Below are 22,868 nucleotides of genomic sequence, written 5' to 3'. Positions count from 1 at the left end.
AAGTCGCAACAACGTCGGGCCGTGTGCGGAGAATCAAATGGACATGATTTGATAGCAAAGCTAGCCCGAGCAGATCTATTCCGAATGTGCCTGCGAATTGCATCAGGTGCTGTTCGATCCACTTTTTGCGATGGTCAAAGTTTTTGCCGGTGATTGGATCATCGCCCATCAAGAAGCACCGGCGAACCGCCCGACTACAGACGTGAGCGATGGCGACTTCGTCGGGATCAAAGACTTCCGAGCGGGCCAAGCGTGACATCATCACACCTCACAAAAAGGCAGCAGGAACGGGGGCAACCGACCAATGTTCAATCCTTCGCCTGACCTGATCAAAAGTCAACCCCTAAGTAACGGTCTCCGTCCCCGCTTAGATTGTTACCCCCGAGGCTAGTGCTCTGTCCCCGTTTGGAAATCGTCCCTGTTTGGAAATCTTGGATTTGTCGGTCGCTGGGGGAGATTCGTACTTGGAGGGGGTTTTGCCGTAGAATGGCATTTTGAAGTGGAGGCTCGAAGAGGCATTTACCGTAACTTGCATGGATCCCGCCTGATGACAAAATTTTTTACCGCTCTATTACCAATCGTCCTGGCGACGTTCGCTGCCTGCGAGTGTTGCGGACAAGAAATGCCCACGCAAGAAACGCCAAAGCAGGAATCCGCGTCGGAGCAATCGGTAAAACACACTTATCCGGCCAATCGGCTTGCCGGTGAATCGAGCCTCTATCTGCTGCAGCACGCTCATAACCCTGTCGATTGGTATCCGTGGGGCGAGGCGGCGTTTGAAAAGGCGAAGCGTGAAAACAAAATGGTGTTCCTGTCGGTCGGCTACGCGGCCTGTCACTGGTGCCATGTGATGGAACGCGAATCGTTTGTCGACCGCGAGATCGCGGCACTTTTGAATGAACGTTTTGTTTGTATCAAAGTCGATCGTGAACAGCGTCCCGATGTTGATCAAATCTATATGCTGGCGGTCCAGATTGTCAGTCGCGGCAATGGCGGGTGGCCGATGTCGGTGTTCTTGACGCCCAAAGGTAAGCCGTTTTGGGCAGGGACCTACTTTCCGGCACGCACTGGCGACCGCGGGCAGTCGACGGGGTTCTTGAGTATTTTGCGTCAGATCGACCAGGCTTGGACGACCCAGCGTGATGCGGTGCAAACGCAAGCCGATGCATTAACCTTGATGATCAAAGCCAACCGTAGCGGTGTGGCTGAGGACGAAATCGAGACAGCGACCGCAGCACTGAATCAAAACTTAATCGAGCGTGTCGCCGAATCGCTGAAAGAACAATTTGATCCGGTCTTTGGAGGCTTTGGCTACTCCGAGTCGCAGCCGAACCGACCGAAATTCCCCGAACCATCGAATTTGTATTTTTTGATGGATCGGATCGAGCGTAAATCGACCTCCAGTGCCGAACGTGAGCACGCGCTGACGATGTTGACGCGGACCTTGGATGGAATGATAAGCGGCGCCATGTTCGATCACATCGGAGGTGGGTTTCATCGCTACAGCGTTGATCGCCGCTGGCAGATTCCTCATTTCGAAAAGATGCTCTACGACAATGGCCAACTCGCGTCGGTTTACGCTCGTGCGTACAAACTCACCCAGCGTCAAGAATACCGCGACGTGGCAATCGCAATCTGTGATTTCGTCTTGCGTGAACTGACGAACGAGAACGCGACGTTTTACAGTTCACTAGATGCGGATTCCGAAGGCGAAGAGGGAAAGTTTTATCGCTGGAGCAAGCAGGAGATTGAGAAATTAGAAAAGTCACTCAGTGGCTTTGATCTGTTCGCCACAGTCTATCAATTCCATGGGAAGCCCAACTTTGAAGGAGAGTTCTTTGCACCTGAATCCAAGCGTTCGCTGACTGAGATCGCAAAGCAACGCGATCAGTCGTATGAAAGTTTGCGAGATGCGTTGCAGGAAGTGAAGGACGAGTTACGCGAAATCCGTGATCAACGCGAACGGCCACTGCGAGACGAAAAAGTGCTGGCGGCTTGGAACGGATTGATGATCGCGGGATTGGCCGATTGCGGCCGCCTACTCGATCGGCCCGAATATGTCGATGCAGCGAAACAGGCAGCCGATCACCTTCTCAGGAAACTTGCTGCCGATGACGGAGTGCTGCGACGCGACTACGCCACCGGCTCGAAGAAACTCGGCGGGTATCTCGACGATTACGCGTTCTTGGTCTCGGGGCTCATTGCCCTGCACCGTGCCGATGGCGAAGCCAAGTGGCTGCGAGCTGCGGAGTCGCTGACCGAGAAGCAGATCGAACTGTTCTGGGATGACAAGGCGCGAGGATTTTTCTTTACGACCGCCGAGCAATCATTGTTGATCGTGCGAATGAAAAATCCCACCGACGGGGCACTGCCGGCCGGGGCCAGTGTGGCGGCGGAGAATTTGCTTTATTTACAAAAACATTCCGACGCGTTTGCCGAAAAGGATTATCTCGGCAAGCTCGCCGTCACAGCGGCCGCAGTGATCAAGCAAAATCCCGCTGCGGCCCCAAGAATGGCTGCGGTGTTAGCCGACTATGTCGAATAGGTGTCGTCCGACGTCTCGGGACGTCGGAGGAATGTGGGATAAGCCTTTCAGTCTGTGGACGTAATGGCAAGCTGGAAGCCTATCCCACAGGGGCATTCGTCATTGACGTGACGTCATTTGCAAGCTTCACGTCATGATTGCGGAGCAATCCACAACAATTGAACTAAAAAGGGGCGTCGTCTTCGTTGGCTTCGTCAAACGCATCGTTGGCCGAACGCGAGACCTTCTCGGTCATTGTATCACCACCGCCGCTGCCGCCGAGCAAGCGGAATGACAAGGCTTCGGCGTTGAGGAAGTATTTGGCTTCGCTGTGCTCGTCCTTTTGCCAACGGCGACCGTTCAAGCGGTAAACCACCTCGATTTCGTCGCCCACATTGATGTCATCGACCGCGTCGCAGCCGTCTTTGATAAATTCGAGCGGAACGTAGTTGGTAAAGCTTCCCTTTTCTTGCTCGAGCACAACCAGACGCTTGCGGAAACCTTTGTTTCCATAGGTCTTGGTGTCTTCGATTAAATGGACAACGCCGCTGACTTTCGAGTCGCTCATACCAAACCGCTCAATTCGTATTCTTCTAAAACTTCAAAATTCGTGATACCGATTGCGCCATTATGGTGAAAGCCACCATGATCTGGCAACCGTCCGCAATCACGAGAGAATATCGTGAACGACATGACCGTGGACATCGGTCAAACGGAATTGGCGGCCTTGATACTTGTACGTCAATCGCTCGTGATCGATTCCCATCTGGTGCAGGATCGTGGCATGCAAATCGTGGATGTGCACCGGATTTTCGGTCAGGTTGTAACCGTACTCGTCCGTTTCACCGTACGAGATGCCGGGTTTGATTCCCCCGCCTGCCATCCAAATCGAGAAACAGCGAGGGTGATGGTCACGACCGAAGCTTTTTGCGGTCAATTTGCCTTGGCAGTAATTGGTACGCCCAAACTCGCCTCCCCAAATCACGAGGGTGTCTTCGAGTAGCCCGCAACGTTTCAGGTCTTTTACCAACGCGGCGGACGCTTGATCGGTCGCCGCACATTGCCGTGGCAATCCCGATGGCAAGCCGCCGTGGTGGTCCCAGCCTTGGTGGTAGAGTTGGACGAAGCGAACGCCTCGCTCGACCAGACGACGTGCTTGCAAGCAATTCGCGGCGAACGTTCCCGGATTTTTCGAATCTTTGCCATACAGTTCGAATACTGATTCGGGTTCATCGGAAAAATCGGTCGCGTCGGGAATCGAATTCTGCATGCGGAATGCCAATTCGTATTGGGCAATCCGGGTTTCGACATAAGGATCCGCCCCGTTCGCGAGTTGTCCTTCGTGCAATTGGTTTAGAGCATCCAGAGCGGCGCGGCGACTGCCGCTATCAATTCCCTCGGGGTTGCTCAGGTAAAGCACTGGATCTTTGCCGCTGCGAAACTGGACCCCCTGATGCTTGCTGGCCAAAAAGCCATTACCCCAGAGCCGCGATGACAGCGGTTGGCCTCTGCCGTTTTTAGAAACCATCACGACAAAGGCGGGCAGGTCATGATTTTCGGTGCCCAGCCCGTAATCCATCCACGCCCCCATACTTGGCCGCCCCGGAAATTGGCTGCCGGTCTGCATGAAGGTAACGCCAGGGCCGTGATTGATCGCCTCGGTGTACATCGATTTGACAACGCAGATGTCGTCGGCAATTCCGGCGGTATGCGGCAACAGATTGCTCAGCCGCGTACCACTTTCGCCGTGCTGGCTGAACTTGAACGGCGATCCCACCAACGGCAAACTCGACTGGTTTCCGCTCATCCCGGTCAACCGTTGGCCGCCTCGGACTTCCTCAGGCAGTTCGGTGCCATGTTTTTCGTTGAGCAGCGGTTTGTAATCAAACAAATCTAATTGCGAGGGGGCACCTGATTGAAATAGGAAGATGACCCGTTTCGCTTTGGGGGCATGATGCAGGGCTTTCAGGACTCCGCTGCTGCCCGATTGCGAGGTGGCTTCGGCGTGGAGCATCTGGCTTGCCGCCAGCGCGCCGAAACCCATTCCCATTTGGCTGAGCATGCTGCGGCGATTGATACCGAAACCGCTTGTTAGGTTTTTTTTCATGGCTGATTATCGCTTCATCACGCTAAGGTCAAAATTCATCAGAGTGCCGACCACCACGCTGGTTGCCGCCAACGCGACGCGGTCCATCGCTTCGTCAATTTCGGTGTCGCCAATTGCCAAAAATTGGCTTGTGCGATCATCGTGTTCAGAAAAGTAATCCAACTGAGCTTGGTAGAGTGTTTGTAACGTGTTGAGTTGAGCTGGACTTGGTTTCCGGCTGGTTGTTCTGCGAAACGCATCAACCAAAATCGCGGTCGTATCGTCGTCATGAAGTCGGATCAATTTTTCTGCGGTGACACGTCCCGCCTCGATAAACTGAGGCCCATTCATCAGTACAAATGCTTGCAGTGGCGACGAGGTGCGTTCTCGTTTGACCTGACACACGTCGCGTTTCGCGGCATCCAGCGTCATCATCGTGGGCGCCGGTCCGGTCCGTTTCCAATACGTATACAGGCTGCGGCGGTACAGTGCGTCACCGCTGCCTCGCTTGGATGGACTAAATGATTCTTCGATGTCGTAGGGTTTTACTGGAGGCCCGCCGATGGTCGAAACCAATCGTTCACTCATCGCTAGCACACTGTCGCGAAGCATTTCCGCGGGGAGCCGATAGCTGGGGAACCGAGACAAGAATCGATTTTCAGGGTCGGACGCGACAGCCTGTGGATCAGGGTTTTGACTGGATTGTCGATAGGTTGCCGAAGACACAATTAACTTCAGCATCCGTTTGATATCCCAACCATCGTCTACGAATTGGACCGCCAACCAGTCGAGTAATTCAGGGTGCGTCGGGGGGGCTCCTTGGCTGCCAAAGTCCTCCGGCGTACGCACGATTCCTTCGCCAAAGCAGATTTGCCATAGCCGATTGACGGCAACACGACTGGTTAGCGGGTGGTCATTCCGAGTCAGCCACTGAGCCAAACCGAGTCGATTACGCGGAGCGTCTGCGGGGAAATCCAGCAGCGTCCCCGGCGTGCCCGGTTCGACAGGTTCGCCGCGTTGATCGTACATGCCACGTTCGAGCAGGTAGCTTGGTTTGGGTTCCGACAATTCTTGCATGACCATGATCTCGGCCACGGCGTCTTGCACCGCACAGAGATTCTTACGAGCTTCTGTCAATTCCGAGCGGGCTTGGTTTACGGTTTCGTCGATACGGCCCAGATAGTGATCGCGAAGCTGTTCGTTCGATCCCGCAATGGGGTTTGCAGGCGGCCGTTTCGCTGCAGAAAGCCGTTGGATTTCCAGCTCGGTTAACATGGTGTCGTAGACTTGGAATTCGTCGACCGAGCCATGTTTGAATCCGTTGTCGCGAAACCGTTCGCCAATCGCGATGTTGTCACCCCCACCACCGGTGATGTTTTTGGTCAGTGCATCGCGAACGGTTTCCGTTTCGACCTGTTTGCCATCGACGTAAATCGCCAATCCCGCCGCGCTACTAGATCCATCGTTACTGACGACGACATGGATCCACTGGTTCGTGGGAATCACGTCGGTGCTGCGGATGCTGATAGCGTTGCCCGGCCAAAAGTGAATCAGTGACCAGCTCAGCCGGCCATTGTCGATCAGCAGTTCATAACCGCGGCTGGCGGCGTCGGTCCAAGCTCGCGAGCGATGAAAAATCACCGCCCGCTGTTTGACATCAGGCGTTTTGATCCAACACGAAATCGAAAACGGAGTCGAACGAGAGAAATTGCCGACTTTGGTGTTGATCGGATCATCACCGGTCAGCGTGACGGCGTGCCCGACGACGCCATCGGTTTGCGTATTGGGGCCAGACGGTTTGTCTTCGAAATCGAGTGCCAGGATCGGCTTGGCAAGCTGCAGTTCCGTTTCAAGTGATTCCGCAGCGATTGATTCGATCTCAGCCGCCCATTTTTCTGCTGCCGCGCTGCGTTCGGTGATGGCACTTTTAAGCGTTTGCGAGGCAGCGTCAGCGGCAATGCTGGTTGCTGAGAGTTGTTGTTCTTGGTCCGCGGTGGGCAGCGGCAACGTCGGCGTGGGGATCGCGTTGGTGAAGAATGAATACAAGCCGGCTTCGGCGATGTTGTCAAAAAATGCGGAAAGCTGAAAGTACTCTTTTTGTTTTAGCGGATCATATTTGTGGTCATGACAGCGGCAACACTCCATCGTTAATCCCATGATTCCAGTTGCGACCGTCTGCGTGCGGTCGGCGACGGATTCGATGCGGAATTCTTCGGGCACGCTGCCCCCTTCGCACTCTTGCGGGTGCAAACGATTGAAGGTGGTGGCCAGGATTTGATCGCGAGTGGCGTCTGGCAGCAAATCACCGGCAAGTTGTTCGGTGATGAATTGGTCGTAAGGCATGTTTTGGTTGAATGCCTGGATCACCCAATCCCGCCATGGCCAAACAAATCGGTCGCGATCGACCTGGAAGCCATAGGTGTCGCTATACCGCGCGACGTCGAGCCAGTCGGCTGCCATCCGTTCGCCATAGGCATCTCGCTCAAGCAATCGATCGACAAGTCGTTCATACGCGTCGGGTGATTCGTCGGCCAAGAACGAGTCGATTTCTGCGATCGTGGGCGGCAATCCGGTCAAATCAAAGGTGACGCGGCGAATCAACGTTTCGCGATCTGCCTCGGGTGCGAGCGAGAGATTGTTTTTTGCGAGTTTGGATTGGACAAACGCATCGATCGCGTTGTGGGTTCGCTGTTCTTCGCCCGGTTCGGGAACCTCTGGGCGTTGCGGAGCGGTAAACGACCAGTGCCCTTCGTATTCCGCACCGTGGTCGATCCACTGCCGAATCGTTTCGATTTGATCTTCGCTGAGTGAACGGCCCGAACTTGCCGGCGGCATGCGAAGATCCGGGTCGTCCGAAATGATTCGCAGATAGACTTCGCTCTGTGTTGCGTCGCCCGGTTCAATCGCGTACTCCTTGGCGCCGTCTTCGGTGTCCAGTCGCAAATCGGCTTCACGTGCCGCTTCATCAAATCCGTGGCAGTGGAAACAATTTTCAGAGAGGATCGGTCGAACATCGAAATTGAATCGCGGCGGGGACACCGAATGGGCCGGATCCTCTGCCCAGCTGATGCTCGCGACCACAGTGCTAAACACTGCAAAAAGAAACGCCCTCGTCGCAAAACGACATGCTTCAACAACGCTCATAAATTTCCTGGTAGGGGCAGTCAAGACTCTTTAGGGAGTGGGAAATGATCGATGAAAATTGCAAAACAGGGCAATCCAAGGATCAAATCAAGACGGCACGCCAATCCAGCACCAGTAGAGTTGGCACTGACGCAGGTAGCCCGTTGATAAGAATGGGCAGGCGAAGGGAGATTTTTGATTTCAATCTCTGCCTTTACGATACTAATAGGAGATTCGATCGTCAAGAAAAGATGACGACGATGGCGGTGAATCGTTCTCGCTAACCAAGTAAGTGATCGGCCCACGGTACTGCGGACGATCCGAAACCAACCCGCCCCAGAATCGGAATCGACGTGTAGCGGGCGATTTCAGCGGCATTTTCATGTGCCGAGGCGTCAAGATTTTCCGCCGTGTCGCAGAGCACGATGCCAGCCGGCGTCATGCCTCCGTGAATTGCCGCGGCGCAGGTCGCCAGCGTTTGGTGGATCACGCCCAGTCGATTGGCGGCAACGATCACCAGTTGAACGGGCGCCATTTTCCTCGCCAAATCGAGGTTCAAAATGCCATCGGCCAATGGGCTGAGCAGTCCTCCGGCGCCTTCGATGATCGTGACGTCGAATCCCGTCAGCCAGGGGGCAGCGGCTTGGTGCAGTTGGTCGGCGTCGACGGTTTTCCCTTCGGCCGCTGCGGCGCGAGTGGGAGCGAGCGGGGCGCGAAACCGCTGCGGGCAGACTTCGTCAAGCGAGCGAGGGTTTCCCGCGGCGTTCCACAGGTTTCTCGCGTCCACTGCAATGAGTTCAGCTCCGCTTTCCTCCGATTCGGCATGGCAATCGCTTGCTACCGGCTTGTAGACGCCCACCTGCATGCCAGAATGTCGGTAGTGCTTCGCCATCGCACACGCCACGAAGGTTTTTCCCACATCGGTATCGGTACCGGAAATGAACAATCGGCGTGCGGGTCGAGCGCCCGGGTCGGATGACGGGTGGATCGTCGGTGGTTGAGTTGGATTCATGTTAGCCCCATTTTAATTCTTGGATGCAGTGCCTGTGACACGCAACGTCAAACTCGGACTCGTGCAAATGAAAGACGCTGGCTCGAAGTCAGCGATGATCGAAAACGCTTCAAAGTGGATACGCGAAAGCGCCAGCCAAGGAGCCCAGATCATTTGTTTGCAAGAGTTATTCAACGGTCCTTATCCCTGCCAGAGCGAAGACCATCGGATGTTCGATTTGGCGGAAACGATTCCAGGTGAATCGACCGAGGCGATGGCCAAACTCGCCAAAGAGCTCGAGGTGGTGATCGTTGCGCCAATCTTCGAGAAACGTGGCCCCGGACTGTACCACAATACCGTTGTCGTGCTCGATGCCGATGGGTCGATGGCGGGCGTGTATCGCAAAATGCATATCCCCGATGATCCATTGTTCTACGAAAAGTTCTACTTCACGCCAGGTGACTTGGGGTTTCGGCCGATTCAAACACGGTTTGCAAAACTCGGCGTAGGCATTTGCTGGGACCAATGGTTTCCCGAAGCGGCTCGGCTATTCGCGCTGGCCGGCGCCGAAATTCTGCTGTACCCGACGGCGATTGGATGGATTCATGAAGAGAAGGAAGAATTTGGTGCCGGTCAACGCAGTGCGTGGCAAACCACGATGCGAGCCCATTCGATCGCCAATGGGATTTGGTTAGGGGCGCCAAACCGAGTTGGGATCGAAGACAATCTCGAGTTTTGGGGATCAAGCATCATCGTCTCGCCCCGCGGCGAAGTGGTGGCCGAAGGCGACCAGAACGAAGGGCTGCTGATTGCCGATTGCAACTTGGACGAAATCGATGTGGTTCGCACCCATTGGCCGTTCCTTCGCGACCGACGAATCGATGCCTACGGTGGGCTGCTGAATCGATGGAACGCCGATCCCCCATTTACGCGTCCCGGCTGATCAGGCCACCACGCCTGGGGTCGCGCTGAAAAAAAATCAAGTTGCGCTCCACTACGGAATACTAGCTGTTGCCGTTGTCGGAATCGTCCAGTCCGTAGTCTTTGATTTTCTTGTGCAGCGTGTTGCGGTTGATGCCAAGCATCGCCGCGGCTTTGGTTTGGACGCCGCCGCAAGCCGACAAGACTTGCACGATCAATTCTTTCTCGACGCGGTCGACCACCAGACTGTGGACGCCTCCTTCGCCTGTGTCGGCTTCGCCGAGTCCCTTCATCACGACTTCGCGTGTTAATTCGTTCATGTCACCGATTGGTTTTTCGGTGCCCACGGCAACGTCGCGGTTGGTGACGCAAAGCGGCAGCAAGTCGAGCGTCAATTCGTCGGTTTCGCTCATTACGACGGCGCGTTCGATATAGTTCTGCAGCTCACGCACGTTTCCGGGCCAATGATAATCTTGCATCGCTTCGAGCGTGCCCGGCGCGATATGGACCACGTAGCGGTCGTTGATTTCGTTGTAGTGTTCCAGAAAGAAAGAAACCAAGGCTGGGATGTCTTCACGGCGGCGGCGTAGCGGTGGAATCTCCACAGGCACCACGTTAAGACGCCAATAAAGGTCTTCACGGAACCGTTCTTCGCGGACTTCGTTCATCAAATCGCGGTTGCTGGCGGCGATGATGCGAACATCGGTGCTAAAGGTGCTGGTATCGCCAACCCGTTCAAATTCTTTTTCTTGCAGCACTCGCAGCAGTTTGACCTGCAATGTGAGCGTTGTGCTGTTGATTTCGTCCAGAAAAATCGTGCCGCCTTGAGCCGCTTCGAATCGTCCTGCACGGTTGGCAACCGCCCCGGTAAAGGCGCCGCGAACGTGCCCAAATAGTTCGCTTTCCAGCAAACTTTCGCTCAAGGCGCCACAGTTCACACGCACAAAAGGGGCGCCGCTTCGATGGCTCAGCCGATGAACCGCACTGGCAATCAATTCTTTACCGACGCCGGTTTCTCCCAAAATCAATACCGACGCATTGCTCGGTGCGACACGGCGCGTGATGCGATAAACCTGCTGCATCGCTGGCGAATTGCCAATGATGCCCGCGATCGGTGGCTCTCCGGGACCGTTTGGGGATATGCCGAGCATCGCCATTGAAGATAAGTTGGTGTTTCTCAGTCCAGCGACAATCGCTGTTCAAAGCCTCTACTTATAAGATATCTTCGACGCCGCCCCGTCTTGGATCTCTAGAAAAACGCTTTCGTTTCCTAAAAATAGCCTGCCAACCCAATCTTGGGTAGCCGATACCTCGGGGAGGCGGATGACCGCAAGATGCCTAGGTGCCGGCCACAGGCGAGTCTATGGATTGGTTCGCCGTTGCTGCAACGCACTCATCCCAATTTGCCGATATAATTCGCGATCCAATTGAGTTAGTTCAGGCAGCCGATTGCGAAGGGCGATGTTGTCGAGCAGCTCGGCATAGGCAAGCGGGGACGACGGCGGATCCGCTTTCCAATGGACCACAGCCGACCAGCGATCGTTGTTAACGGGGGCGACAACGTCACCAAAGAAAACGATGGGCACTTCTTCGCCAACCGCGTGACGGCGAACGCGATCGATCAACTCAATGGGACTCGCATCGGCCAAGTTGGTTTTGCTGACAATCAGGCGAAGATCACTGCTGGCGTCCACCGCTCGTTCGGCTCCGGCCACTGAGTGCGCAATCAGGACAGAATAGCCGAGCTGTTTCAGAATTGTTTCTTGCGCCAAAATTAATTCCGCCTGCGTTTCCACCAAGATTGCCATCGGCAGCGATTCGAGCGACGCCATCTCGTTGAGTGTTTTTAGTACTAAGCTGCTGCCAGGATAGTCACGTTGCAGCCCCATTGCGGCAATCACCGTCGCCGCTTCATAGCGAATACGAGGCTCGGCCGAGATCGCCGCCATGACCAAGGGAGAAGGGTTAGGGGCGGCGGACAACAGCAAATCGTAACGCTGATCCGCATCGGGCAGCGATCCGATCAAACGCAGCATGCCGACTGCGGCAGGAACGTCACCGCTATCGACGGCATTCGAAAGGATGCCAACCCATGAAGCAGCCTGCAGCGTCGTAGCGAAATCGGAAGAGAACGTTTCGAGTTGTTTTTCATCACCCCAATCGGGATCCAGGATCACGCGGTAGCTCAGTTCGGCTGCCAAGACTTCGTTGGCGACGTGGCGCGACAGCGTTCCGATTCGTCGCAATCTCGAGGCCGCATCCGCAGCATCGCGATAGGCGGCAAGCATCGCTTGAACTTCGCGAAAATTAATGCTCTTACGATCCTGGTTCACGCTCCACAGGATTCGCGTTTGAAAGTCGTTGTCGACGGTTCGTGCCGTCTCGCGAAAACGCTGCAACCGGCGGGCTAAAAAATCGATCCCTGCGGCTGAATCGATCGTGCCTGCGGATGCGTTTTGTAATTGTGTCGCGGCAAAATCAACTTCATTCTCAGTGGAATCCGATGCTAGCAGGGCGGTGACCAATTCGTTTGTCGCCGCCTTCGGGTTGATCCGTACCAGTGCCTTCAGTGCCGCCAGCCGTTCGGGCGGTTTTCCGTACAGGGCCAGTTGCCGCAACGCATCAATTCCCCCATCACCCAGCCGCAACATGGTTCGCAAAATATCGTCGCTCGCTGCGGGGGGTGAAGCCGTTACGACGCTGTCCACCAACGCTTTGATGGCGTGGTTCCCGCCGGAAAGAAGCGTGCGAATCGCACCAATGCGGGTGTCGACCGATGCGGCATCCAGCTGATCGATCGCCGCAGTCAATCGTGTTTCCGATTGCGCATTTGCTGTGGCCGCCGCGGAGAGTTTTTCGACAAATTCGCGAGCCGGCTCTTCGAGTTCTTCCGAGCGGACCATTCTCAGCCGCAGCGCGGGCTCAATTTTCGCGGCCATCGCGGCCAAAACCGCGTCATCAATTTTGCGGGACGCCGCCTCGCTGAGCAATGTGTTTGCCTCGCTCCAGCGACCGACGCGGACGAGCGCCGCGACCGATTCCGCAAGCTGGATATCACCACGACGAGCCTTGATTTGCAGTTGTTCGCTCAACGGATCCGCGGTTTCCTCGCTCGCCGGATCGTTCGCCACAGCAGATCCCGGCTCGTCACCGAACAGGGGGTTACCAGCGGGGGCGTCAAATAATCCGTCTTGGGCGACGAGGTTTTCCGGCCATGGTGCGGCCAAAATCAAAGTGGCGACAAGCGGAATGAGAGCGATGGCGCGAGGGTAGCAGGACATGAGGACCGTGGGTGGATTGCAGGATGAACGCCGGGCGACACGCTCTTATGATAATCAAGAAAATCGGCGACAACGGCTGATTGCTGGGATGCCGCAACGAGCAGGTTATTTTTCTGCCGCCTCTGCGGTTTCCCTGCTTTCTGTGCCGTTGGGGCCCAGGTTTCGCTCTCGACTGGCTCTACCTCTACTGGCCCACGCGAGAGTTACTGCGGCGCATCGAGTGATTCGATCAACTGTTGGCGAAATTCATACTCGGGCGAGTGTTTCGGAGCGTTTGCAAGTCGCTTGATTTCGTCGAGCATCCAATTGCGATAGTTTTCTTGATGCTGACGTACTTCCTGGTCGCCCGGCAGCGAACGTGGCTCGTGTCGTTGGTCTTTTGCACGCTGCATCCGCATGAGTTCACGATCCAATTCCATGGCCCACGCTCGGTATTGCTCGGCCTGCTTTGCCCGGTCTTGCGGAGTTTCAGATCGTCGTGCGACAGTCGAGGTTTGCTCGCTCACGTCACTCTGCAGCTCCGTCACTTTCTCATTCGAGTGACGCATCGGGATGGTGAATGCCCAAACGAGGATGCCAGATGACACCACAATTGAAAACCACATCCAACGTGTTGAATGTGACTTTGTGTTTTTCGCAGGTGATTGAGTTTCCATAATCTTGTGTGAACGGATTGTTGTTTGAAGGAGCGCCCCGCGCGATCGATTTTCAGCGCCGAGTTATTTTGTCAAAATGGTTGGCAGGTTGTTCGCGATCTCTTCAAAGATCGCGACGAGTTGTTCGCCGTTGTCAGCGTGATAGTGTTTACCGCCTCCAGCCGCAGCGACTTGTTGCATTCGTTGTTGGTTTGCGCCATCACCAAAGGTCACGGTGTGAATGGTCAGTGGATAGTTTGCGGCGAAGTGATTTGCCACGGTAAGCGGATCGGTGCCGCGGTTGTGGTTGCCGTCGGTCATTACAACCATCGTTTTGGCGGCGTAAGGACGTGCAGCGGAATCCAACAATGCTTGAATGCCGGACTGCATCCCGTCACCGATGGCAGTGTTTCCACCGGGGTTGATTGCATCGACTGTCGTTCGGATTTCCCCAAAATTTTTGACGAGCCAAACATCCAACGAGGCACTCGAGGCGTAACTAGCCACGGAAACCTGTTCTTCTTGGACCGTTGTGTCGAGCACGTTTAAGAACGCGTCCACCGCGATCACAAGTTCTTGCCACGGTTGCATCGGGCAATCGGGCAGATCGAAATACTCGTTCCATGCCCATTGGTTGTAGGTCATTTGGTTGTAACCGTCCGCGTAGCTGTAGGTCGTCGAGCCGCCTCCGCCCCAACCGCCCCAGCCACCCCAGCCGCCCCAGCCACCCCAGCCGCCGGAGGTCGATTTGGTCATGACGCCGGCAGCCACCGCAGCCTCTTTGACGGTGGTCGAATTAGGGTTCATGCCGTTTGGCCAATCGAAGTTCAGGTTAGGGACCATCGATCCGCTACGGTCAAGGATCAGCGAGATGTCGCGGTCGACTTGCATGGCCACGGATTCTTGGCGTGGACCAAAGTCGCTTGCATTGAGCATGCCTGGGATGACAAACGGCACACGTCCCGAAAGAGATCCCGTATCTCGACGTCCGTTAACTCGAACAGCACTGGCGATTAAGGTTCCGCTTTGCACCGCTGCAGTGGGCAGTTTTTGAAATTCATAACGCCCTGTTAAGCCATTGGGTTGCGTGGTGACGCCGAATTCAATTTCGTTGGCTGAATCTTCGCTGCGAATTTGCAGCGGTTGCCCGTCGACGTTATTCAGTGCCGCGGTTGCAACGGCTGCCATTTTCGCGGCTTCGACCGTTTGGTGCTCGCTAAACGCACGGCCTCCCGCACGGGCAGCGGCATCGGTTGCGACCATTAATTCGGTTCGGTTCAATTGCATCTGCGCGCTATTGATACAGAACGCCGCCAGCAGTGCCAGCACGGGTAAGATCAACGCCATCAGTGCGAAGACATTTCCGCGTCGTTGTCGATACGATGACTTTATGGCAGCGGAATATAACGGTGAACAATTGCGATCAAGGAATAGTGTTGTCATGGTGATTATCGCAGCGAGGGAACGATAGGTAGTTTTTAATGAACTCAGTGAAACGAGACGGAGATCACAAAGGGTTATTGTTCGTAGAATCCTTCGTAGCGTTCGGTCTTCATGACCGCTTGGGTTTCCATCGTGGTGTTGGGTAAAAACATGGGGGTAAACATTGCGATCGCCTGCAAATCCACACTGACCGTGACGGTAATCGTGGACGCATCGAAATTGACGTCGCTGACGGTGACGTCGTAGCCATTCTCATCGAGCAGCGAACTCATGATGCGGTCCGCCTCGGCGATAGCTTCTTCCTGAGTGGCTCCCGGAACCATCGCGGTACGGGCAGCGTAATACGCGGCGTCTTGCGCTAAGTTGCGAGCCATGTTCATTCTCGCAAACTCCATACAGGTAAAGATCATGACGAACATCAAATTCGCCACGATCGCAAATTCCACTACCGCAGCTCCATCGCGTCGTTGACGTGGTCTGCGTTGTTGGGAGGCCGTTCGTATTGGGTGACGTTTCATGAGTGTGACCGCAGGTTGCAAAAGGGATGTGCGTCGCGGCATCGAGCCTAGTTGTTGTCAAGATTTTCGTATTCTTTGCGCATCGTAACACTGGTGGTCATCGTTAGATCCGTGAACATCCCCGAGGCAACCAGTAGATTGCCAGCACAAGGAACGGTGACGTTGATGGTCACGTTTTGCAATGTGTCCGCGTTGTCGAATCCTGGCGAGCTAAAGGTGACTGAACTGCTGCCGTTGTGTTGGATGTTGCGTTGGTCCAAGAACTCAAGCACTCGAGTCGTCGCATCGTTGTTGGTATAGCCTCGGCCGACACCACGGCGAGCACCTTCATACGCAGCGAGTGTGATCGATTCACGCAGGAACAGCATCGAACACAGGTCGATCGTGCCTAGTGTCAGAACAAGTAGCACAGGAATGCATACAGCGAATTCAACCGAGGCAATGCCGCGAAATGGACGTTGTCGCATTCGCCATCGACCGCGACGCGGCGGGCGCGAGTTGGAGGTGCATCGTTTAAACATGGTTATCAATGTCATTGGGGTTGGGCCGTTTCGCTAAGCAATAACGATGGCTCTACTGGAAACCTAGCTCGCAATCTTCGGACACGTATGAATTTTGCGAGATTTTTCTTGTCTTAAGCCAATTTGTGTGCATGCCCCCTCTGTGGAGTGTTTGGTGTGAGGTGGCTAAAACTGCCAAAACAGCGGGAAATCGCTCGTTTTTTTTGATGTCCACCCTAGACCGATTGGGAGATGCTGCATTGGGGAACCTTCGCTATTCAGAGGCTGTTGCCGAGCATCGTGAACCCACATGCACGTGAAAACGTCTATCCTTAGTGTATTGAAAACACTAACTGAGATAAAAGCATGAGCGAAAGCTTTCGCTGCAAAGGGTCGTTGGCACTGCTGACGGATCTCTATCAACTCACGATGGCATATGGCTATTGGCAGACACAGCGGCACGAGCGCGATGCGGTCTTTCATCTGTTCTTTCGCTCCAATCCGTTTGAGGGTGGCTTCGCAATCACGGCGGGATTGGCTCCGCTGGTGGAAACGCTCAACGAATTTCGCTTTACATCCGATGACATCACCTATTTAAAGACTCTTCGTGGCAATGATCATCAGCCACTGTTTGCAGACCCGTTTCTCTGCTATCTCAGCGATCTGCGGTTGAGCTGTGACATTGACGCGATGCCCGAGGGGACAGTGGTCTTTGCACATGAACCGCTTCTTCGAGTTCAGGGCCCCATTCTGCAATGCCAGATTCTCGAGACACTGTTGTTGAACTGCGTCAATTTCCCAACGTTGATTGCCACACGCGCTGCACGCGTATGCCAGGCAGCTCAAGAGGATACAGTGCTTGAGTTCGGGCTTCGCAGAGCGCAGGGGAATGACGGCGCGATGACCGCTTCGCGTGCTGCGTACATCGGCGGATGTCACGCAACTAGCAACGTATTGGCAGGAAAGTATTACGACATTCCGGTCAAGGGCACCCATGCTCACAGCTGGGTCATGTCATTTGACGGAGAACACGAAGCGTTTGCTGCCTACGCGAGCGTGATGCCAAACAATTGCATCTTTCTGGTTGATACCTATGACACGGTGCACAGTGTTGCCAATGCCATTTTGGTAGCGCATCAATTGCGAAAGCAAGGACATGAAATGATTGGAGTGCGTTTGGATTCGGGTGACTTGGTCGCGCTGAGCCAGCAGACGCGTTCCATGTTAGATGCATCGGGATTACCGGAGGCCAAGATTGTGGCCAGCAACGATCTTGATGAACATCAATTAAAAACTGAAACACGACGGAGCCAAAATCGATATTTGGGGAGTCGGCACGCGGTTGGTGACGGGGTATGAGCAACCTGCGCTTGGTGGCGTCTACAAATTGTCAGCAATCTGTGATGCCGGTGGTCGCTGGCATGACCGGGTAAAGTTATCCGAACAGCCGATTAAGACATCGAGTCCGGGGATCCAGCAAGTCCGGCGTTACTACCAAGCGAATCAAGCCATCGCCGACGTCATTTACGACATCCGTGATGGCACGGCAGCATCGCCTTGCATGGTGCCGATCGGCGACGACCAAGTACGTCGGTTTGACGAAGAGAAATTCAAGGAGAATTGGCAGAGCGAGGATTTGCTGGTTCCTGTGCTTCGCGACGGCCGCCGTGTGGGTCAGTGGCCAACGATTCATCAGATTCGCGAACGCACGAAGAAACAGTTGGCAATGTTTTCCAGCGATGTTCGTCAATTGGTACGTCCGGCAGTTTATCCCACCGGATTGGACGTACAGCTATTTGAAACGAAACGCAAACTGATGGCGACGGCATCGCCGTTTCATGGGTAAGGCTTATTTCACGAAGATATTTTTATGTCGTACACCTACGAGTATCCACGTCCCGCGTTGACCGTTGATTGCGTGGTTTTTGGACTGAGCGATTCCTCGCTGAACGTATTATTGATCCAGCGTGCGAATCCGCCTTTCAAAGGCCGATGGGCCATTCCAGGCGGTTTTGTCGACATGGATGAAGCTCTCGAGGATGCCGCTCGTCGTGAACTGCATGAAGAAACGGGGGTCAAAAATCTGTTTGTCGAGCAGTTGTATACGTTTGGTGGTGTCGATCGGGATCCGCGAGGACGTGTTGTTTCGGTGGCCTACATGGCGCTGGTTCGGCAACAGGATTGCAAACCCAGGCACGCCGATTATGCAGCCGATGCCGATTGGTTTGCTGTGGATTCGCTGCCCAAATTGGGATTTGATCATCAAAAGATTTTGAGAATGGCGCATGATCGAATTCGTAGCAAAGTTCAATATCAGCCGATCGGATTCGAATTGTTGCCTCGTAAATTTCCCCTGCGAGATTTACAACGGCTTTACGAAATCATCTTGGATCGCGAGATCGACAAGCGAAACTTTCGAAAAAAAATGTTAAACATGGATATGTTGGAAGAGCTTGACGAGGTCGAGCAGAACGTGCCGCATCGCGCAGCTCGCTTGTATCGATTCAATCGCCGCAAGTATCAGCAACGTTTAAAGGAAGGGGTCCACTTTGAAATCTAAGCACGAAGCCTTGATCCTTGTCGATATTCAAAATGACTTTCTGCCCGGCGGTGCCTTGGCGGTCGCCAACAGCAACGAAGTGATCCCGGTGGCAAACCGGTGTGTCCCGGAGTTTGACAACGTGATCGTGACCCAGGATTGGCATCCACCGAACCACTCGAGCTTCGCCAGCAATCATCCGGGGCATCACGTTGGCGATGTCGTGAAGGTGGGCGATGTCGATCAAATGTTGTGGCCCGATCACTGTGTCCAGCTTTGCGAAGGTGCCGCGTTTGCCGATGCGCTAGAGATCCGCTGTGACGTTGCCATTTTTCGAAAAGGGACCGACCCCGCGATGGATTCCTATAGCGGGTTCTTTGACAACGGTCACAAACATGCCACGGGACTGCACGAATATCTCCGCCAACATCAGATCACGCGTCTGTTTATCATGGGCTTGGCGACCGACTATTGCGTCAAGTACACCGCGCTGGACGCGGTGATGTTAAATTTTGAAACGTCCGTACTGATCGATGGATGCCGTAGTGTCAGTCAGTCGCCGGAGGATGTCAAAGATGCGATTGATCAGATGCAGGCGGCTGGCGTGCAAATCATCCACAGCGATGAAATCTTTTCCTGATCATCACCGATGGTCTCGTTTGAGACCACTGACGAACGGGTTTCCGCGATAGAAGAATCGCAACCGCTCGTCGGTTGCCTTGCTGATTCCGATGCGAGGCGTGGCGTGGATCTCGGCCGCAGGCGATGGAGATCTTGGGTGGGCAATCAAGATGTTTCGGTCGGTCGTTAAATCGATTCCATCATCGCTGCGGTCCACGGCGAGCGCTTGGCAGAGCATCGCGGGACCACGAGTCAAACGTTTTAAGTCTTGCGTTTGACGGTTGGTTTGCATTTGCTGGATTCCCCACTCGGGTTGGATCGCACGGATCAAAACCGCACTGCCACGACCAGGACTTTCGGTGACGGCATTCATGCAGTATTTCGCATGAATTGGATAAACGTACAATGTTCCGGCGGCCGAAAACATCGACGCGTTGCTTTGGGTTTTTCCACGTGCACTATGGCTGGCGGGATCGCTGTGGGCTAAATAGGCTTCCGTTTCCACAATGATTCCACCAATCCATTGTCGGTTGATGCGTCGCACCAAGCACTTGCCAAGCAGTTCTCGAGCGACGATTTCAGTTGGCCTCGCGTAGAATTCGCGAGCTAAACGGTCTTTTTGAAGTGGCAGTTTTTTCATGACAGATAACACGCGTGCCTTCGCAGCACGTTGGATTTTTCCCGTTTCGCATCCGCCTATTCATGGTGGATGGGTTCGTGTGGATCGTCAACAGATTGTCGAGGTGGGGCAAGGACCGCCACCTGCGGATGCCGAGGATCTTGGCGATGTCGCGCTGCTGCCAAGCTTGGTCAATGCACACACGCACCTCGAGTTTTCGGATTGCGAGACTCCGATTGGCGAGCCCGGCGTTGCTCTATACCAATGGGTGGGCCAAGTCATCGCCGCACGACAATCAGCCACGATCGATGCAAAAGCTGCGGCAATCAACAAGGGTTTGACAGAATCGTTGGATGCGGGCGTAAGTCTAATTGGTGAAATCGCCACGCTTCCGAGCGAATACCCGTCACATCCACGATTCTCGCGGCACGGCCAATCACCTGAACTTGTCACGTTCGCCGAGACAATCGGGTTGTCACCGCAACGCGGCAACGAGCGGTTTGAGCTCACCGAGCATCATGTTCACACCCAGCCCTCCGCTGGCATCAGCCCGCATGCACCCTATTCGACATCGCGGCCGCTAATCCAGCGATGTGTTCAATTGGCCTGCCAAAGTCGGCGTCCATTGGCGATGCATGTTGCCGAATCGCCTGCCGAGCGAGAGTTGCTGTCTAGCGGATCGGGACCGTTTGCCGAGACGCTCAAACAATTGGGCGTATGGGATGCGTCGCTGTTCCCCTGGGGCGCTCAGCCGTTTGCGTGGTTGATCGATCTGCTTGCCAAGGTGCCTCGCGGTTTGCTGGTGCACGGCAACGATTTTCAGCGAAACGAAATTGAAGCAATCGCCAAACATCCATCATTGAGTGTGGTTTATTGCCCCCAGACACATCACTTTTTCCGATACGAACCCCACCCCGTCGCGGAGATGCTGGATCGAGGGATTCGAGTGGCCCTGGGAACCGATTCGCGTGCCAGTAATCCCGATTTGAATCTTTGGCGAGAGATTCAGTTCTTGCTGAAGCATCGTCCCGACATCGATCCCGAGCAAGTGCTTGCGATGGGGACGATCAATGGTGCTGATGCCATGGGAAGAATCCGGCACGGACGATTGCAACCTGGTTCGTTGCCTTTGTTTAATCGCGTTCCCACTACGGCTAAGACGTTGCAAGAGGTGTATCAGGATTTTGCTGAACAGCCGCTGCGACACGGCCTGTAAAGTCTCTGCGGTCTAATTATGCCGCGCGTTTGACGTCTTCATCGGTGCCTGCAGTACGCTGGATGTCACTAGCCGAGACACGAGCACGTCGCAGTTCGCGAATCTTTTCGGCATGATCGTGAAGCTCGCCTTCGAGATCACGAATTCGAGTGCTTGCTTTCGCATTCGCATCGAGACTGTCTTCGAGTTCCGCAGTCACTCGGTTCAGATGTTCATGCAATTCGGTGATCTGGGTTTGCAATGCATCGTTTTCGGGACGCAGTCGCTCGGATTGTTCGAGTTGGTTCTGCAGGTCTTGGATCGTCGCCTGTTGCTTGTCGATCGTCACTTGGATCTGGCTTCGTTGTTCCCGCGTTTCATCAAGTTGCTGCTGTACATCTTCGAATTGATGACGCAGTTGGCTGAAGTCCTTTAGTTGGCTCTTCAGCGAATCGAGTTGGTCAGCTTGAGCGGCAATCTCTTCACGACGTTCTTCGTTGACACGGCGAAGTTCTTCGAGCTGACCCTGGGTGATTTGCAGTTTTTCACGTGTCGAAGCCGATGCCTCGGCTTCCTGCTGCCAACGTTCGCTCTGCTGCTGGAACTCATTCTTCGTTTTTTCAAACGATGCGATTTCGTGTTGAAGTTCCACAATGGTTTGCTTCGCAAAAACGAGTTCCTCGGCGGATCGCTGCAGGTCAGCAAACTGAGATTGCATCTGCTCGAACTCGGCCTGCCGTGGTCGAATCGAACCTCGCAATTGGCTGTTCTCGTCGGCAAGGCGTTTGATTCGATCTGAGGATTGTTCGATCTGGTCCTTTGCCAGTTCGAGCTGCGTCTTGTGCTGATCGAGCAGTGTTTTGCTCTGGTTGGACTTTGCGTTGGCTTGCTCTAACATCGCGGCCGTTTGTTCTCGGGTCGCACTTAATTGTTGGATTTCGCCAATGTGCTGCTCTCGTTCCGACTTGAGCTCGTCCAGTCGCAGTGTGGTTTCAATCAATTTCGATTTCGTTTGATCCAATTCGTCTTGATTGCTGGTCAACCGAGCTTGAGTTTGCGTGAGTTCGCTAGATAGTTGTTGGATTTCAATGCCGCTCTGTTCTCGCTCGGACTTTAATTCGTCCAGCAGTTGCATCGTTTCCGCAAGCTGCGAATGGGTCTGTTCCAATTCACTTTGACGTTGGCTCAACACCGTTTGCGTTTCTGTGAGTGCCGCAGTGGATTGTTCCAGTTCGGCTTTGGTTTGCGTCAATTCAAGCTTGGTTTGCTCGAGGTCCGCAGTCGCGGTGCCAGACGCGAGCAGTTGTTCCTGCAGGTGGCTGATTTCGTCTTCTTGGCTTTGCAGCGTCTCGGTTTGACGCTCCAAGTCAATCAGCGTGCTCGAAAGCCGTTGTTGCAGTTGAACAAGTTCGCTCTGCTTGCCGGCCACGACGCTTTGCAACGGCGCGAGTTCACTCATCTCGTCTTCGAGGCGAGCGATTTCTGCGACTTTGGCTTGTAGCGACTGTTGAAGCTGTTCTTGGTGCGCGATCGCTTCGGCAATCACGATGTCTTTTTCATCGAGTTGTTGCTGCAGCACTTGGACGTTCTCGCCTGTACCGCTGTGCTGTGCGTTCAGCGTGACGATGGTTTCGGTATGCTGTTGGATTTCTTCGGCGAGTTGCTGCTGCGTGCCGATCCGTTCGGCAATTTCCGCTTCTTTTTCACTCAGCTGTTGCTGCAGCGATTCGATGCGATTGTCCGCGTCGCTATGCTGTGTGGTCAACGTGGCAATGGTTTCGAGATGTTGTGCGTTCTCTTCGGCCAGGTGTTGGCGAGCATCAACCAGTTCCGCGATCTCCGCTTTCATCTGGCTGACTTGTTGCTGCAGCG

At 54.5% G+C, this 22,868-nt stretch carries 20 protein-coding genes; 7 read left to right on the top strand and 13 right to left on the bottom strand.

Annotated elements, in window-relative coordinates:
* On the bottom strand, positions 1-262 hold a 262-nt coding region (locus tag RMSM_RS42440), incomplete at its 3' end, for a transposase (RefSeq protein ID WP_478212701.1).
* A 285-nt stretch (positions 263-547) separates the two neighbouring features.
* On the opposite strand from RMSM_RS42440, the gene RMSM_RS08415 reads away from it, so the two are divergent.
* Entirely contained in the window at positions 548-2,545 is a 1,998-nt protein-coding gene (locus tag RMSM_RS08415) for a thioredoxin domain-containing protein (RefSeq protein ID WP_008694167.1), read from the top strand.
* 163 nt (positions 2,546-2,708) lie between these two features.
* Here RMSM_RS08415 and RMSM_RS08410 read toward each other — a convergent pair whose 3' ends face one another.
* The 4 genes from RMSM_RS08410 to bioD form a co-directional block, all read right to left on the bottom strand.
* Positions 2,709-3,092, bottom strand: coding sequence for a DUF3127 domain-containing protein (locus tag RMSM_RS08410; protein ID WP_008694165.1), 384 nt, complete (start codon positions 3,090-3,092; stop codon positions 2,709-2,711).
* A gap of 99 nt (positions 3,093-3,191) precedes the next feature.
* Positions 3,192-4,631: a DUF1501 domain-containing protein gene (locus tag RMSM_RS08405; protein WP_008694163.1), complete on the bottom strand. Its 1,440-nt coding sequence runs from the start codon at positions 4,629-4,631 to the stop codon at positions 3,192-3,194.
* Positions 4,632-4,637: 6 nt separating this feature from the next.
* Positions 4,638-7,691, bottom strand: a complete 3,054-nt coding sequence (locus RMSM_RS08400) for a DUF1553 domain-containing protein (protein WP_236622054.1) — start codon at positions 7,689-7,691, stop codon at positions 4,638-4,640.
* 322 nt (positions 7,692-8,013) lie between these two features.
* Positions 8,014-8,745, bottom strand: a complete 732-nt coding sequence (bioD, locus tag RMSM_RS08395; protein ID WP_008694160.1) for a dethiobiotin synthase — start codon at positions 8,743-8,745, stop codon at positions 8,014-8,016.
* Positions 8,746-8,779: 34 nt separating this feature from the next.
* Here bioD and RMSM_RS08390 point away from each other — a divergent pair, with 34 nt between their 5' ends.
* A complete protein-coding gene (locus RMSM_RS08390; protein WP_008694159.1) occupies positions 8,780-9,667 on the top strand; it encodes a carbon-nitrogen hydrolase in 888 nt (295 codons plus the stop codon).
* 61 nt (positions 9,668-9,728) lie between these two features.
* Here RMSM_RS08390 and RMSM_RS08385 read toward each other — a convergent pair whose 3' ends face one another.
* From RMSM_RS08385 to RMSM_RS08360, 6 genes are all read right to left on the bottom strand, one after another.
* Positions 9,729-10,802, bottom strand: a complete 1,074-nt coding sequence (locus RMSM_RS08385; protein WP_008694157.1) for a sigma-54 interaction domain-containing protein — start codon at positions 10,800-10,802, stop codon at positions 9,729-9,731.
* Between the two features lie 204 nt (positions 10,803-11,006).
* A complete protein-coding gene (locus RMSM_RS08380; RefSeq protein ID WP_008694155.1) occupies positions 11,007-12,926 on the bottom strand; it encodes a hypothetical protein in 1,920 nt (639 codons plus the stop codon).
* A gap of 203 nt (positions 12,927-13,129) precedes the next feature.
* Positions 13,130-13,531, bottom strand: a complete 402-nt coding sequence (locus RMSM_RS08375) for a hypothetical protein (RefSeq protein ID WP_160168260.1) — start codon at positions 13,529-13,531, stop codon at positions 13,130-13,132.
* A 114-nt stretch (positions 13,532-13,645) separates the two neighbouring features.
* Entirely contained in the window at positions 13,646-15,004 is a 1,359-nt protein-coding gene (locus tag RMSM_RS08370) for a vWA domain-containing protein (protein WP_052031551.1), read from the bottom strand.
* A gap of 74 nt (positions 15,005-15,078) precedes the next feature.
* Positions 15,079-15,522 (bottom strand): TadE/TadG family type IV pilus assembly protein, encoded by a 444-nt coding sequence (locus RMSM_RS08365; RefSeq protein WP_081614075.1) that lies wholly within the window; start codon positions 15,520-15,522, stop codon positions 15,079-15,081.
* Positions 15,523-15,569: 47 nt separating this feature from the next.
* On the bottom strand, positions 15,570-15,989 hold the full coding sequence (locus RMSM_RS08360; protein ID WP_008694151.1) for a TadE/TadG family type IV pilus assembly protein: 420 nt from the start codon (positions 15,987-15,989) through the stop codon (positions 15,570-15,572).
* Positions 15,990-16,388: 399 nt separating this feature from the next.
* Here RMSM_RS08360 and pncB point away from each other — a divergent pair, with 399 nt between their 5' ends.
* From pncB to pncA, 4 genes are read left to right on the top strand one after another with little or no spacing between them, the layout of a single operon-like run.
* The gene (gene pncB, locus RMSM_RS08355) at positions 16,389-17,381 is read left to right on the top strand and encodes a nicotinate phosphoribosyltransferase (protein ID WP_008694150.1); all 993 of its coding nucleotides are present in this window, start codon (positions 16,389-16,391) and stop codon (positions 17,379-17,381) included.
* Between the two features lie 28 nt (positions 17,382-17,409).
* Positions 17,410-17,868: a beta/alpha barrel domain-containing protein gene (locus RMSM_RS42435; RefSeq protein WP_236622053.1), complete on the top strand. Its 459-nt coding sequence runs from the start codon at positions 17,410-17,412 to the stop codon at positions 17,866-17,868.
* 24 nt (positions 17,869-17,892) lie between these two features.
* Positions 17,893-18,582 (top strand): NUDIX hydrolase, encoded by a 690-nt coding sequence (locus RMSM_RS08350; RefSeq protein WP_008694148.1) that lies wholly within the window; start codon positions 17,893-17,895, stop codon positions 18,580-18,582.
* Entirely contained in the window at positions 18,572-19,201 is a 630-nt protein-coding gene (pncA, locus tag RMSM_RS08345; protein WP_040764841.1) for a bifunctional nicotinamidase/pyrazinamidase, read from the top strand. Before RMSM_RS08350 ends, pncA begins: the two co-directional genes overlap by 11 nt.
* 3 nt (positions 19,202-19,204) lie before the next feature.
* On the opposite strand, the gene RMSM_RS08340 is transcribed toward pncA, so the two are convergent.
* A complete protein-coding gene (locus RMSM_RS08340) occupies positions 19,205-19,822 on the bottom strand; it encodes a DNA-3-methyladenine glycosylase (RefSeq protein WP_008694144.1) in 618 nt (205 codons plus the stop codon).
* On the opposite strand from RMSM_RS08340, the gene RMSM_RS08335 reads away from it, so the two are divergent.
* Positions 19,821-21,017 carry an amidohydrolase family protein gene (locus RMSM_RS08335; RefSeq protein ID WP_063870206.1) on the top strand — a complete coding sequence of 399 codons (1,197 nt, stop codon included), beginning with the start codon at positions 19,821-19,823 and terminating at the stop codon, positions 21,015-21,017. The genes RMSM_RS08340 and RMSM_RS08335 overlap by 2 nt on opposite strands.
* A gap of 16 nt (positions 21,018-21,033) precedes the next feature.
* Here RMSM_RS08335 and RMSM_RS40800 read toward each other — a convergent pair.
* On the bottom strand, positions 21,034-22,868 hold a 1,835-nt coding region (locus RMSM_RS40800; RefSeq protein WP_040764840.1), incomplete at its 5' end, for a coiled-coil domain-containing protein.

This window comes from Rhodopirellula maiorica SM1, assembly GCF_000346295.1.
Classification (GTDB): Bacteria; Planctomycetota; Planctomycetia; order Pirellulales; family Pirellulaceae; genus Novipirellula; species Novipirellula maiorica.
The sequence above is the reverse complement of the archived record's forward strand: the minus strand, read 5'-3'. Positions and strand labels throughout refer to the sequence as shown.